This window comes from Paenibacillus sp. FSL E2-0178 (assembly GCF_038593005.1).
Lineage (GTDB): Bacteria > Bacillota > Bacilli > Paenibacillales > Paenibacillaceae > Paenibacillus_AQ > Paenibacillus_AQ phytohabitans.
Map to the genome: position 1 here is coordinate 654,197 of NZ_CP151953.1, position 13,577 is coordinate 667,773.

The 13,577-nt window shown below is 49.8% G+C and carries 11 protein-coding genes; 2 read left to right on the forward strand and 9 right to left on the reverse strand.

Features of this window, described 5'->3' with window-relative positions; translation table 11 throughout:
- Positions 1-5: 5 nt before the first annotated feature.
- From kdpA to MHI42_RS02705, 4 genes are all read right to left on the reverse strand, one after another.
- Positions 6-1,682 carry a potassium-transporting ATPase subunit KdpA gene (kdpA, locus tag MHI42_RS02690; RefSeq protein WP_342422673.1) on the reverse strand — a complete coding sequence of 559 codons (1,677 nt, stop codon included), beginning with the start codon at positions 1,680-1,682 and terminating at the stop codon, positions 6-8.
- A 588-nt stretch (positions 1,683-2,270) separates the two neighbouring features.
- Positions 2,271-2,597, reverse strand: coding sequence for a hypothetical protein (locus MHI42_RS02695; RefSeq protein ID WP_342422674.1), 327 nt, complete (start codon positions 2,595-2,597; stop codon positions 2,271-2,273).
- Positions 2,598-2,826: 229 nt separating this feature from the next.
- A complete protein-coding gene (locus MHI42_RS02700; protein WP_042137193.1) occupies positions 2,827-3,543 on the reverse strand; it encodes a response regulator transcription factor in 717 nt (238 codons plus the stop codon).
- Positions 3,536-6,196, reverse strand: coding sequence for a sensor histidine kinase KdpD (locus tag MHI42_RS02705; protein WP_342422675.1), 2,661 nt, complete (start codon positions 6,194-6,196; stop codon positions 3,536-3,538). Before MHI42_RS02705 ends, MHI42_RS02700 begins: the two co-directional genes overlap by 8 nt.
- Before the next feature lie 225 nt (positions 6,197-6,421).
- On the opposite strand from MHI42_RS02705, the gene MHI42_RS02710 reads away from it, so the two are divergent.
- Entirely contained in the window at positions 6,422-7,405 is a 984-nt protein-coding gene (locus MHI42_RS02710) for an SHOCT domain-containing protein (RefSeq protein ID WP_342422676.1), read from the forward strand.
- Positions 7,406-7,756: 351 nt separating this feature from the next.
- Positions 7,757-8,440, forward strand: coding sequence for a YitT family protein (locus MHI42_RS02715; RefSeq protein ID WP_246354495.1), 684 nt, complete (start codon positions 7,757-7,759; stop codon positions 8,438-8,440).
- A gap of 59 nt (positions 8,441-8,499) precedes the next feature.
- Here the strand turns inward: MHI42_RS02715 and MHI42_RS02720 are convergent, their stop codons facing one another.
- From MHI42_RS02720 to MHI42_RS02740, 5 genes are all read right to left on the reverse strand, one after another.
- The gene (locus tag MHI42_RS02720) at positions 8,500-8,919 is read right to left on the reverse strand and encodes an FMN-binding protein (protein WP_171719475.1); all 420 of its coding nucleotides are present in this window, start codon (positions 8,917-8,919) and stop codon (positions 8,500-8,502) included.
- Between the two features lie 46 nt (positions 8,920-8,965).
- A complete protein-coding gene (locus tag MHI42_RS02725) occupies positions 8,966-9,739 on the reverse strand; it encodes an NAD(P)H-dependent oxidoreductase (RefSeq protein WP_171719474.1) in 774 nt (257 codons plus the stop codon).
- A 255-nt stretch (positions 9,740-9,994) separates the two neighbouring features.
- A complete protein-coding gene (locus tag MHI42_RS02730) occupies positions 9,995-10,906 on the reverse strand; it encodes a fumarylacetoacetate hydrolase family protein (protein ID WP_342422677.1) in 912 nt (303 codons plus the stop codon).
- A gap of 14 nt (positions 10,907-10,920) precedes the next feature.
- On the reverse strand, positions 10,921-11,841 hold the full coding sequence (locus tag MHI42_RS02735; protein WP_342422678.1) for an alpha/beta hydrolase: 921 nt from the start codon (positions 11,839-11,841) through the stop codon (positions 10,921-10,923).
- 118 nt (positions 11,842-11,959) lie between these two features.
- Positions 11,960-13,549, reverse strand: a complete 1,590-nt coding sequence (locus MHI42_RS02740) for a peptide ABC transporter substrate-binding protein (protein ID WP_342422679.1) — start codon at positions 13,547-13,549, stop codon at positions 11,960-11,962.
- Positions 13,550-13,577: the final 28 nt, after the last annotated feature.

Sequence of the window (13,577 nt, forward strand, 5' to 3'; positions counted from 1 at the left end):
TCTCCCTACCGTAAAGTCAAATATTCTGCAATTGGACCGAGGACAATGACCGGCAAGAAGGTCAGCGCGCCGATAATCAGCACCGTACCAATCAGTATTCCGGTGAACAGTCCGTTATCCGTACGGAAGGTACCAATCGTCTCCGGCACCGGCTTCTTACGCAGCAGTGAACCTGCAACCGCCAGCATGGCGATAATCGAGACATACCGGCCCAGCAGCATGACGATACCCGTTGTGATATTCCAGAAGGAGGTATTATCGGCCAGTCCTTCAAAGCCAGAGCCGTTATTGGCTGCAGAGGACACATATTCATACAGAACCTGGGTCATCCCGTGGAATCCGGGGTTGCTGATACTCCCCTGACCAAGGTCGGTCAGAAAAGCAGCGGCGGTCGGAACCAGAATAATCAGCGGATGAATCAGAATGGCTATGGCAATCAGCTTCATTTCCCTCGCTTCAATCTTCCGTCCAAGGAATTCCGGCGTCCGGCCGACCATGAGCCCGCATAGGAAGACTCCGAGTATTGCATACATCAGCATATTGACCAGCCCGACACCTTTACCGCCAAACACGTTATTCAGCATCATCAGCGTTAGAGGCGTAATGCTGCCGAGCGGCGTCAGCGTATCATGCATATTATTCACACTGCCGGTTGTGGCGGCTGTAGTAACTGTTGTGAACAGAGCGGACTGCGCAATCCCGAACCGCACCTCTTTCCCTTCCATACTGCCTTGCGAGGCATCAATGCCCATCGCGTTAACCGCCGGATTACCCGCACTTTCAGCAGCATAATTCAGTCCCAGCAGCACGACGAACAACGTCATCATCGCACCAAAAATCATCCAGCCCTGGCGTTTGTTCTTGGCAAACTTCCCGTACATGTACGGCAGGGAAGCGGGCAGCAGCCACATGGAGAGAATCTCCAGCACATTGCTCAGCGGACTGGGGTTCTCAAAAGGATGCGCCGAGTTCGCTCCGAAGAAGCCCCCGCCGTTCGTTCCGATATGCTTAATAGACTCCAGTGAGGCAATCGGCCCGATCGCAATCTGCTGGCTCTGTCCTTCGAGCGTCGTAACCTCAAGTGCAGGTTTCAGTGTCTGCGGCACATGAAGCGCAACGAGCGCCAGTGTTACAAGCAGCGCGAGCGGAATGAAGACCCGGATATGCGCTTTGACGAAGTCTTCGAAGAAGTTCCCCACCGAGCTGCGTCCTGTAATCCCTCTGACAAAAGCGACAGCTACCGAGAATCCGCTGGCCGCCGAAGTGAACATCAGCATCGTCATTACAGCCATCTGTGAGAAGTAGGACACGCCTGTCTCCCCGCTGTAATGCTGAAGATTCGTATTGGTGATGAAGCTGATCACCGTATTGAAGGTGAGCGTCTCTTCCATGTTGCCAATCCCGCCCGGGTTGAGCGGAAGCCCCTTCTGCAGCCGCAGAAGGATGTAACTGAATGTTACCAGGGCAATATTCGTTACAATAAAGCTGACCGCATATTTCTTCCAGGACATCCCGCCCCGCTGCTTCAGCCCGATCAGACGGTAAATACCTCTCTCCGTTCCGCCGAAGATCCGGTCTGTCCGGTTCGGTTCACCTGAGAATACATGATATAGATAAGTTCCTGCCGGTTTCACCAGCAGCACCAGAATTAGAATAACTGCTACAATTTGCACAATACCCACGGATGACCCTCCTCAATATACAAACTAACCTTCATTTCTTTCTTGCCTACTCTCTCTCCATACTGTATCAATAGATTAAAAATCAACGTTATAAGGTAAAGTGACGGAGGGGATATTTGGAACTGTAGGAGCGAATGCGTACGCCTTTGTCAGCGGATTTCCACCGCGATCAGCGGTATAAATCAAGAAATCTGATGACAACAGCGGCCGGAAGTCCAAATATTCACGCAGTCACGACTAACCTTTTTGACACTGATTTTTAGATCTTTTTATACAGCCCCCTTTTTAAAATTTCTCCGGATGAATCAAAGCATAAACCAGATACAGAAACAGGAGTAACGTTGCCGCAAGGACTACCGCCATCACTCATTCCCCCCTTGTTCATCCACTACATGACCGCACCATTGCACAAATGCGTAGAACAAAGCGAATACCGCTGCCAAGGCCACCGTCATATACACATCCATCATTGTCTTTGCCACTCCTCATCCGAATTTATAAGAATCTCTCTCTTGTAACTTCCGGTCTAGCGTAACATTTCTCCCGTTAGTTCAGGGTTAGGGTTTCAGCAGGCGTATTAAGATGACATTAAGAGCGGTAAATATCCTCACCCAGCACCTGATTGACCGCCTGGATAAAAGCCTGATGGCCCCCGTCCGGTTCCATTCTGCGGGGCAGCGCCCGGGCAAGAATCTGTTCCGTCCCCTTCGGATCGAACTCGAAGCTGTCTGTGAGAATCACCCTGACCTCCTCTGGAGACGCTCCATTAGCGAACCGGTCCGCTGCTTTATATACATCACAGTTCTCATAGCAGCCTTCCTGCTGCAGGCCGATCCAGTCGTATCTCTTTTTGATCAGCACCAGTAATGTTGTTATGACCGTGAGCAGACCGATATTTCTAAACATCAGATCCATGAATATTGCCTTCTTTCTTCTGTGTTTCACTTCCGGTTCAGCTTACCACTCCCGCCATTAGTTCAGGATTAGGGTTTGCTTCAGCGAATTAAGATTTCGTTAAAATGCCGGTAGCGCAACCGCTCCAGGTAGCCGCCTCCATAGCTGGAACGACAAATAACCATGTCCGTTAAGGACATGGTTATCGAAGTATTTGACAAGCAATGCTGTGCGAATTCCGCCAGCCGGTTCAGATCACCTTACTGTCGTCTCCCGCCTGGAGCATCCGGTAACCGACACCAATATGTGTCTGGATAATTTTCGGCTGTGAGGGTGTACTCTCGATCTTCTTCCGGAGCGTAGCCATAAATACACGCAGTGCCGGAATATCATACGTATGGCTGCCCCAGATTTCATGCAGGATGTAATTATGGGTCAATACCTTACCCACATTCTTGGCCAGCAGGCACAGCAGCTTATATTCAATCGGTGTCAGATGGATTTCGTCATCCTCCAGCCAGACACAGCCTGCCGAGTAATCGATCCGTAAATTCCCGTTGGTAAAAACAGACGAATCCTTCATCAGCTTCTCGCTGTCCCCCCGGATCCGGCGCAGACTGACCCGCAGCCTGGCCAGCAGCTCCTCCACGCTAAACGGCTTGGTCAGATAATCATCTGCCCCCGCATCGAGCGCTTCAATCTTGTCCCGGTCTTCACTGCGCGCACTGACCACAATAATCGGAATATTGGACCAGGCCCGGACCTTCCGGATAATATCGACACCGTCCATATCGGGCAGTCCCAAATCCAGAATCATAATATCCGGCTGACTGGACACGGCCTCCAGAATCGAAGCTTCCCCTGTCTCCGCCGTATGATATTTATAGCCCTGGGTCTCCAGTGTTGTCGTAATCAGCTTGCGGATAGGTTTGTCATCCTCTACCACAAGTATCAAAGGTTTATTCATGGACATTCACCTCTTCTGCCTGCAGGGTGAAGCTGAATACCGTCCCCTGCGGTGCGTGATCTCGTAATTCAATATTGCCGCCATGGGCGTGGATAATCGACTTGCAGAGTGCCAGCCCTAGGCCTAATCCGCGCCTGCCGTCGCCGCGCACGTTGTCTGCCGTGTAGAACATCTCGAACACCTTGGCTTTGGCTTCAGCTGAAATGCCGGGGCCATCATCAGCAACCTCCACCACTACCCAGCCCGCCTCGCGTCTGGCGGATACCGTTATATGTGACCCGGATTGAGTATATTTGATCGCGTTATCCACCAGATTGATGATGACCTGAATAATCAGCCGTGAATCCATTCTGGCCATAAGCAGCTCATCCTCCAGCCGGATCTCAATATGGTGCTCATCCTTATTGCGGTTTACATGCAGCAGCGCTTCGGCAATCACTTCCTCCAGCAGCTCTGCCTGAAAATTCAGGTGAAGAGCGCCGTTATCGATCCGGGTAATGGACAGCAGATTCTCCACCAGATTAATCAGCCACATGGAATCATCGTAGATATCGTTATACAGTTCCTTCTTCTGCTCTTCATTCAGGACCATCGAGTTGCCGATCAGTATGCCCGCATTGCCGGAAATACTCGTAAGCGGTGTGCGCAGATCATGTGAAATGCCCCGCAGCAGATTGGTCCGCAGCTGTTCCTGCTGGATTTGCAGAGAGATTTCCTTTTGCTTTTCATTCAGCTTATCTTTCTCCAGGGCAAGGGCACATTCACCCAGCATGGCAATCATCAGGCTTTTCTCAAAAACCTCCAGCGGTTCTTCCTCATCCATGACAATACCTGCCACCGCAAAAACCGTATCCCCTCCGCGCACCGCATGATACAGACAATGAGCTGCCGAGAACGTATCTGTAGAAGCTCCTGCCCGTTTATTATTCTGCAGCACCCACTCCGCAACCTTGCGCTCATCATCGAAGATATAGCTCTGGGGATCAACTGCAGCTTCCTCCTTGGCAAAAATCAGCGGTTCGGCAAGCTCACCATCCACTACCTCATAGACAATAATGCTCCGGTCCAGTAGCTTGACCATTTGCAGTGCCGTTTCATTGATGATCGCCGGGGTATCCTTGGCCTGCTGCAGCTTCCGGCTTGTCTCGAGCAGAACTTCGGTACGGTAAGCCTTTTGCGCCGACTCCCTGGCCTGCTCCTTCACCCGCAAAGTCAATGTGCTCGTAATGAACGAGGCTGAGAACATCACCAGAAAAGTCACCGGGTAACCGGAATCATAGGCCTGCAGAGAGAAAAAAGGCGCCGTAAAGAAATAATTAAAGACAAGCACACTCAAAATCGAAGTAACCGCGCTGTACAGCCGCCCTTTCGTAACCATCGCATCCAGCAGAACACCCAGGATATACACGGTGATAATATTGGCTTCACTGAAGCCGAGATACTTGAACCATAACCCGATCAATGTACAGACCAGCAGGATGCCTATAGTTTTGCCGGTATCAGCCAGCGTCAGAAGCGGAGATTTGGCATATTGCGGGAATTTTTTGTACAAGGAAGGCCCATTATCCGGAATAATGTAAATATCAATATTCGGAGCGGACGCCGTCAGCTTGTCGACAATGTTAGATTTGGCCGGCCAGCGGGTTTTGTGCTGCGAACGTCCCAGAACGATCTTGGAGACCCGGCTTGTTTTGGCGTATTCGGCAATTTGTCCGGGAACATCCTCCCCATATACGGTCGCGACCTGTGCCCCGAGCTGCTCTGCCAGTCTCAGATTCTCACGCAGCTCTGCCTTGTTCTTGGCGGTTAATTCTTTCGTCCTCGACGTTTCCACATACAGTGCTGTGAACGTTCCATGCAGGGCGTCGGCCATTCTGGCCGCAGTGCGGATCACCTTCTTGCTGGAGATTGCCGAGGACAGGCAGACCAGTATATGATCCTTCGTATAAAAGGTAGCACTGGCCGCCTTCTCCCCGAGCTGTACGGCAATTCTGTTCAGCTGGTCAGCTGTATAACGCAGTGCAATTTCCCGCAGGGCAATCAGCTTTTCGGGAATAAAGAAACCGGCATGCTTCTGCTGCAGCTGTTCATCCGGGTATATCCGGCCTTTTTTTAAACGGTCTATCAGATCGCCGGGTCCGACATCAACAAACTCCACCAGATCCGCACGGTCAAATACGCTGTCCGGAATGCGCTCCAGCACAGGAATACCCGTTATGGAGGTCACGACATCGGTCAGACTCTCTATATGTTCCACATTTACCGTGGTGTATACGTTAATTCCAGCCCGCAGCAGCTCCTCCACATCCTGATATCTTCTTTTGTGGCGGCCTCCCGGAGCATTGGTGTGGGCGAGATCATCGACCAGGATCAGCTCCGGCCTTCTGCGGATCGCGAGGTCAATGTCAAACTCCCGGACTATTTCCCCGTGAATAGATATTTCCAGCGGTGGAAGACGCTCCAGCCCTGACAGCAGCTCCGCCGTATCTGCTCTGTTATGAGACTCGATAAAGCCTGCGGCCACCTGAATACCTTCCTTTTGTTCTTCATGGGCGGCATAGAGCATAGCACAGGTCTTGCCTGCCCCGGGTGCGTATCCGAAGAATATTTTCAGCCTGCCCCGCTGCTTCTCTGCCGTTGTGTATCCTGCCATTCGAATGGTTCCTTCCTATATGGGCATCATGCCGTGCGTTCGTACTCTTAATGATAGCGTCAGTATAGCATGTGCACAATCAGCATGACATTACGGAATTGGCTGTGGCATTAAGATTGCATTAAGATGAGGAGATGGATGGAAGCATTTAGGAGGTGATCCGCAGGCGGTGCCGAATATTGTAGAGTAGCAAATTACAACATACCGAATCTAAGGGGATCTGAGATGACAAACGAACAGCAATCCGGACAAGGGACAATGGAGATGATTTTGGCAGGTGCAGTGAAGCTTCCCGGGGTACAAGTAGACCGGAGTGAATTCCTTGCACAGCAGTTTGCCAAATATGATACTTATGGAAATATGAGTACCATTCTGGAACGAGGACCGCTTGAGGCCGGGATCAGCCTATCGGTCATTGACAAACTAGCCAAGACGCTAATTGAAAAGCGTACCATCTTAAGTACAGCAGTCTCCACAGCAGCCGGACTTCCCGGCGGATTAGCCATGGCGGCGACCATTCCGGCAGACACCCTGCAGTTTTTTGGCGTAGCGATGCGCTTGTCCCAGGAATTAGCCTACCTGTATGGAGGCGCGGATCTGTGGCAAGGCAACACCCCGGATTCGGAGCAGGTTAGCCGTGAGCTTACGTTATATCTGGGAGTGATGTTCGGAGTGGCCGGCTCTGCTCCGATGCTGCGCATTCTGAACGCACCTAATTCCCGGCAGCTGCTGAATGAGCAGACCCGGCAAGACTTGGCCCAGACGATGTATTACCCGCTGCTGAAGAAAATCTCTTCTTATATCGGGATTAAAATCACCAAGAAAACCTTTGCCCAAGGCGCATCCAAGTTCATACCTGTTCTGGGCGGACTTCTCTCCGGCGGGATGACCTATTTCTCCATGAAGCCTATGGGGCACCGCCTGCGGGAAGCTTTGTATGATGCTTGCGATCATTATTCGGAAGCTCAGCTGGCGCAGGACAGGGATAAGGTGCAGCGTGCGGTTGCAGATTCGGAGATTAATGTAATTGAAGGCGAATTTTTTGACTTAGGGTTTGATTCGAAGCCAGAGCCGGCAACAACTGCTGCTGCAAGACCGGAGAAATTTAGTGCCGCGGATGAGCTGCTGAAATTCAAGCAGCTGCTCGATATGGGCGCAATTACGCAAGAGGAATTCGACCGGAAGAAATCCGAGCTGCTGAACAGCTGATTTCTCGCATGAATCTTGAAGAGCTATTCCCTCTGCTATTGCAGGAGGCATAGCTCTTTTTTGTGAGTAAAATTCATGATGCTCTGATCTAAGAAGAAACAGAAGTCAGTAAATATAACATGTATGTTCTTATTTAATAATAGCCTCTGTTTCAAGAATTGGCGACAAGACTGCACTGCCAGCCCAATATAAAAAATCCGAAAAGCCAACTATATCAAGCGTCACTTTATCCTTTTAAAGGATATACGCGCACAAGCGGACGCGCAGCAATGCATGTTTTTGCCGGATTTCCGAACTCCCTTTATAATCATAACAATGATTCAATATAGAGATGGAGTGAGTAAACCTGACATGAATACAATTCAACTGGAATTCACTGAGCCAAGAAAAATCCGGGCCAACCGGAGATTACAACAAGGAATACTGCAAATCCTCAAGGTGCTGCTGGGCACACTTATCGTGAGCATTGGTGTACTTGTCCTCAAGCATTCCGAGATCATCACCGGTGGAACCGTGGGCTTGTCGCTCAGTTTATCCTATTGGCTGGGTACTTCTTTCTCCATTACGTATCTTCTGGTCAACATCCCCTTTTACGTGCTGTCCCTGTTCAAAATGGGCTGGAAATTCACCGTATCCACGCTGTTCGCTGTCTCCGCTTTAAGCTTGATGTCAGCTGCGGCTGCCCGCTTGCCTGAATTCGTACTTCCGGGCTGGTTCGGAGCAGCAATCGGCGGCTCTGTCATGGGTCTCGGGATGTCCTACTTGTTCCTGAACGGCTCATCGCTGGGCGGGAGCAATATCCTGGCTCTAATTTTCCATAAAAAGTTCGGCTGGAATCCGGGGAAAGTTATGTTCGTGCTAGACGGTCTGATCATCGCCGGGTCGTACTACTCCATCGGGCTGTTCAAGGGGATCTACTCCGTTCTTTCGATTGTCATCCTGTCCTTCATGATTCATTTGTTCAAAAGCCGCTTCGCTGCTCCGGCCAAAGCCCCGGCCCGAACCCGTATCGTCCCGGCGGCGGAAGCTTCTTAATTGACATTATTGAAGCAGCCTCAGCCAAGTCAGCGATCCCGAGCACTGGTTGATGCTTGTTACCGCTGTGCTTGATCAAGTGCATCTTCTATCGCTTTGAGATAAGCCTTGCTCGTAAGCGTAGCGCCGCTGATACTGTCTACCTGCAGCGATTGAGCCTGGATCACTCTGCCGAACAGCTCCTCCGTAGAAGCCGCAGGCTGATTCTCCGCGTGCTCCAGTAGCTTAATCGCTGTTACTTTCTGCGCTGCAATAGTTACCTGAACCGTATTCGCCCTCCATTTATACATCCCGCCTGCGTATTCACCCACATAATTGCCTGCATGCAGCTGTTTGAAATCCACTTCACCGATTTGAACATTCCGGGCTTCACGCCGCTCTTTCTCCGTGAACAGCCAGCCTGCAGCAAGTCCAACCAATACAATAATAATTACAGAAATGCACATAATGAGCAGGTTGCGTTTCCACTTTGGTTTCACTTCAATCCCCCCATTCTCTGTGAATGAATATTATCTTATTCATTCATTATTTAGCGTTCTTAGCCATTCTTCGACCGATCCGATCAAATAGGCGTCCGGCCAGTCTTTTGAAGAGGCCCAAAGGAACTTTATAATAATAAGCCGACTCAAACCAGCCGTTATCCTTGTAATGACGGTAATCTTTCGACTTGTCATCCAGCATGTTATGAATACTGGTCCGGGACAAGCGGAACAGCATCAGTCTGAACAACGTGGGCACCGGAGGTGACGAACGCATAAGCCCTTTGTAGAATCTGGCGGCGGCCTTGCGGATTTCCTGTGAATTTTTCACCTGGGCAGCTTGTGTTATCGGCTCCATCGTATGAAGCACACAGCCACGGGTTACCTGGAAGCCCAGATTCTCCCCCATACTGCTAAGATATTTGACGATACCCTTGCCGCCGTGAATGCCCTGGTTGACGACCGCTGTATAGGTCTTGCCGAAGAACTGCGGCCGATGGAATACATAAGCCAGCCGGTCCAGCAGATTCTTCATCGATGCCGATACATGGAATGCATAATTCGGAGTGGCCATAATAACGCCGTCGGAGTTCTCCATTTTCCCGATCAGCACATCCCTGTCATCTTTGAGCGGACAGAATTCTTCGCCTTTACTGAAGCAGACCTTGCAGCCCCGACAGAACTCAAGCCTGTAATCCTTCAGGAAAATGTACTCAAACTCAATCTCCCCGTATGTCCTTAGCTGAGCTTCAAATTCGCAGACTGCCCTGTACGTGGCATGCTTTTGCTGATTACCAATGATTGCGGTGACTTTCTTCATGACTGTCCCTCCAGAGTAGTGATGAGATCCTACTTTCATTTCGAATCTTTGTGAATGAATATAATTATATTCATTCATTTCATATAATAACATAGATATGCCCCGTTGTCTGTCCGGATTCTGCTTGATCTTGAACGATTAGTGAAGACTTGCTACTTATTATTGTGTCCCTTCCTGCATGTTAGAAAGGCCACAAGCGTTATCCGCTCATGACCTCATCATGCCCGTATAGTATTCAACCGGGATTAGTCCATACTAAATTGTCATCGTATTCGTCAACCGTCCCAGCTTCTCGATCTCTACGGTTACTGTATCCCCGGCTTGCAGATATACCTGCTGCTCCGGCGGATACCCCAGCATAACGCCTTCCGGAGTACCTGTCATAATCATATCTCCCGGCTCCAGTGTGAAATGCTGTGAAATATAGCTGATAATCTCATCACACTTAAAGATCATATCGGCTGTATTGGATGACTGGCGAAGCTCGCCGTTAACAGTACACGAAATCGCAAGCTGGTTCGGGTCCCCCACTTCATCCGCAGTTACGAGATAAGGTCCGACCGGAGCGAATTTATCACAGGTTTTGCCCAGGAGCCACTGCTGGGTCCGCATCTGCAGATCGCGGGCGGAGAGGTCATTGCCGCAGCAGTATCCATAAACGTACTTATAGGCTTCCTCCCTGGAGACATTCCGGGCCGTCCGGCCCATCACGATTACAAGCTCGGCCTCATAGTCTACTTTCTGCGAGGCAGCAGGCAGCGGTACCGGCTCCAGATGAGCTGCCAGCGCGTTATTGAATTTGCTGAACAGAATTGGCGTCTGCGGTATAGGAGCATTCGTTTCTTCTGCATGCTTGCGGTAATTGAGTCCGACACAAATGATTTTGCCGGGACTGGGAACACAGGGGGCAAGCTGCAGTGTGGATTCGTCGAGCAGAACTACGGCATCTGATTCTGGCACAGTTAATCCGCTTACTGCCTGCCCGGCAAGTCCGTTAAGATGCGATAGCATTTCCGGCCCTCCGGCAATCACGTTCTGCAGTGTTACGGAGCTTGTTCCTTTCAGGTAACCAGATGCTGCTAAAGCATGTTCAACATCCAGTATGCCGGCTTCCGTGTGTACTCCAACGCGGGTGACGCCCTCTTGAATATAGGATAGTATTTTCATATCTAAACCGCCCTTTATAGTCTTGTAATAAAAGCTTGGACAATACCGAGCACTTCATCAGACCAGAAGTCCGGGCCGCCATGATCGGCTCCCTCTATTTTGTAGAACTCAACATCCTTGCCCTTTTGCTTCAGGTCGTTGTACAGCAGCACACTTTGCTCAAAAGGAACCAGACGATCCTTATTGCCATGGATCATTAGGATAGGCGGAATATCCACTTCCTGCGAAATATGATTCATAATAATGGTTGGTTCCGCCTGCACCGGATTCTCCAGTACATTCAGACCTCCGATCAACAGACCTTCGGGAGAATCTGCTCCGGCATGGTCCATCGTAGAGTGCGCCTCATTCATCCGCGTAATATCTGCAGGACCGTAGTAGTCGATGATTCCCTTCACTTCGCAGGATAATCCGTCGTACACATCCGTATCGAGCTTCCTGTCACGCGGAGTTATCCCCGTCATCACCGCCGTATGACCGCCGGAGGAGTCTCCCCAAATTACGATTTGCTCCGGATCAATATTAAACTGCCCGGCATTCTTCCGGAGATACCGTATAGCTGTCTTGGCATCCTGGATCTGCGCGGGGAACGGCGCTAGGTCTGACGGGCGGTATTCCACGATTGCAACAGCATAGCCTTGTCTGGATATCCAGGACAGCGGTGCGAGATTCGCATCCAGATGCTGCTGTCTCCATGCTGAACCTTGCACGAACACCAGCAGCGGCCAGGTTGCATCCGGACGTTCATGCTGTGACGGTAATATCAGATGCATATGCAGGGGCCGACCGACCCTCTCGCAATAGGTATGATTGTGCAACACCGTGCAATAGACCGCATCAGGATTCATACTCAGTACTTTCATCCCTGTCGCTGTCGCTTCCGATGCAGGGAATGCTTTGTAGCTGAGCTCTCTGGGTTCAATCCGCATCATCATTTGCCTCCTGTTGAAATCAGTTGAGTAAATTTTACCACTTCTATTCATACCTTGTCTTGCCGATGCATTCAGGTGCAAAAAAAAGAGCTGCGGTAAGATACCGAGCTCCTGTATAGATTCACATCCAAAACCCTCTTGTAAAAGCTATAGACCCGTCGTAGTCGACGTATACATTTTGGATATTGGGATTACTCAAAAGATCAGTGACACAATAGAATAGCGGGATAACCGCCATTTGCTCGATAAGCAGCTTTTCTGCTTTGGCGTAAATTTCCATACGTTTTCCAGTGTCTGTTGTCTGCTGGGCTTGGTGCATATAACGATCATACACTGTATTGCTCCACCCTGTATCATTAGAGACGCTTTGTGAACTGAATAGCTCCATCATCGAAGCCGGATCATTGAAGTCAGCGGTCCAGCCCGCTCTTGCCATGGTATAATTCTGATTCTCGCGGTTTTTCACTAGCTCCGGGAAGCTTTGAATTTCTATATTTACATCAATTCCTAAATTCTTATGCCAGCCATCAATGACTTTTTTGGCGATAGCGCCATGATTACTGCCATCATTCACAATAATTGTAAATACTGGCAGTTTGGCAAGTCCCGATTCTCTCAATCCTTCCTTCAGCAATACCCTGGCCGCCGCAGCATCCTCTCTAAAATATGCCCGGCCGGACATCTCTGAGCGGAAATTCAGCTTCGCTCCGTGAATACTTGGCGGCACAAATCCAAACGCCGGATTACCGTAACGCAGACTTTCACGGTCAATCGCCATCGCCAACGCTTTTCGGATCTTCAAGTTGTTAAAAGGAGCCTTACTCAGATTGAATTGATAAAAATAGGTTGAAGCATAAGGGGCCTCATCTAAAGACCTTTCGGTTGCGCTATCTAATGAAGCATAATCTACCGATTCCTCTCCTCCGCCTCCAACCCAGTCGACCTCTTTATTCATGTAAGCGATTGTCGGATTCTCCGGCAGCAGCAGACGCACCTCTGACAGTTTAATATCCTTGGCTGCATAATAATCAGGGTTTTTAACTAAGGAAATTTCATTATCCGTCCATGCTTTTAGCTTAAATGGACCATTAGTTATCATTGATTTGATGTCTGTTGCCCATTTGCTGTTGCCCTTTGCGGTCTTAGCGTAAACCGGCAGATAAGTACTTTCCGCAAGCAACTGAATGAAATAGGAGGTTTTCTCCTTCAAGGTCACTTGAAGTGTGTTGCTGCTCAATGCTTTAACACCGAGAGAAGAAGCATCCTTCAGGATTCCCTGATGATATTTCTCAGCATTAATAATGACGTACATATTAAACGCGAAAAGATTATCTGTTTCCGGAGCGAGCGCCCGCTTCCAGGCATACTCGAAGTCCGAGGCCAGCACCTGCTGCCCATTGCTCCATTTCGCATCAGCACGAAGGGTAAAAGTATACGTTAGTTCATCATTCGATAGGGTCCATGCTTTCGCAATTGCCGGCACAGCCTGGCCAGCAGCATTCAGGCGGACCAAGCCTTCGAACAATCCTTTAACAACCGTAACTGAACTGTCATCTGCAATTACTGCCGGGTCAAGTACCTCTGGAAGACTTCCCAGACCAATACGCAATACCTTATTAGCTTGTGCAGCATATGAACTGCCCGTCTCTCCCGTGAGCGTTACACTCATCATTAAACCTACTGCCAAAATGATATGAAGCAACCTTTTCATCAACGTTTCCCCTTTGTAGGATAGCATG

Coding starts and splice junctions, on each gene's coding strand:
- MHI42_RS02735 (WP_342422678.1), bottom strand. CDS start 11,841: ATGATGATGCGGATTGAACCCAGAGAGCTCAGCTACAAAGCATTCCCT.
- MHI42_RS02710 (WP_342422676.1), top strand. CDS start 6,422: ATGACAAACGAACAGCAATCCGGACAAGGGACAATGGAGATGATTTTG.
- MHI42_RS02725 (WP_171719474.1), bottom strand. CDS start 9,739: ATGAAGAAAGTCACCGCAATCATTGGTAATCAGCAAAAGCATGCCACG.
- MHI42_RS02700 (WP_042137193.1), bottom strand. CDS start 3,543: ATGAATAAACCTTTGATACTTGTGGTAGAGGATGACAAACCTATCCGC.
- MHI42_RS02740 (WP_342422679.1), bottom strand. CDS start 13,549: ATGAAAAGGTTGCTTCATATCATTTTGGCAGTAGGTTTAATGATGAGT.
- MHI42_RS02705 (WP_342422675.1), bottom strand. CDS start 6,196: ATGGCAGGATACACAACGGCAGAGAAGCAGCGGGGCAGGCTGAAAATA.
- MHI42_RS02730 (WP_342422677.1), bottom strand. CDS start 10,906: ATGAAAATACTATCCTATATTCAAGAGGGCGTCACCCGCGTTGGAGTA.
- MHI42_RS02715 (WP_246354495.1), top strand. CDS start 7,757: ATGAATACAATTCAACTGGAATTCACTGAGCCAAGAAAAATCCGGGCC.
- MHI42_RS02695 (WP_342422674.1), bottom strand. CDS start 2,597: ATGGATCTGATGTTTAGAAATATCGGTCTGCTCACGGTCATAACAACA.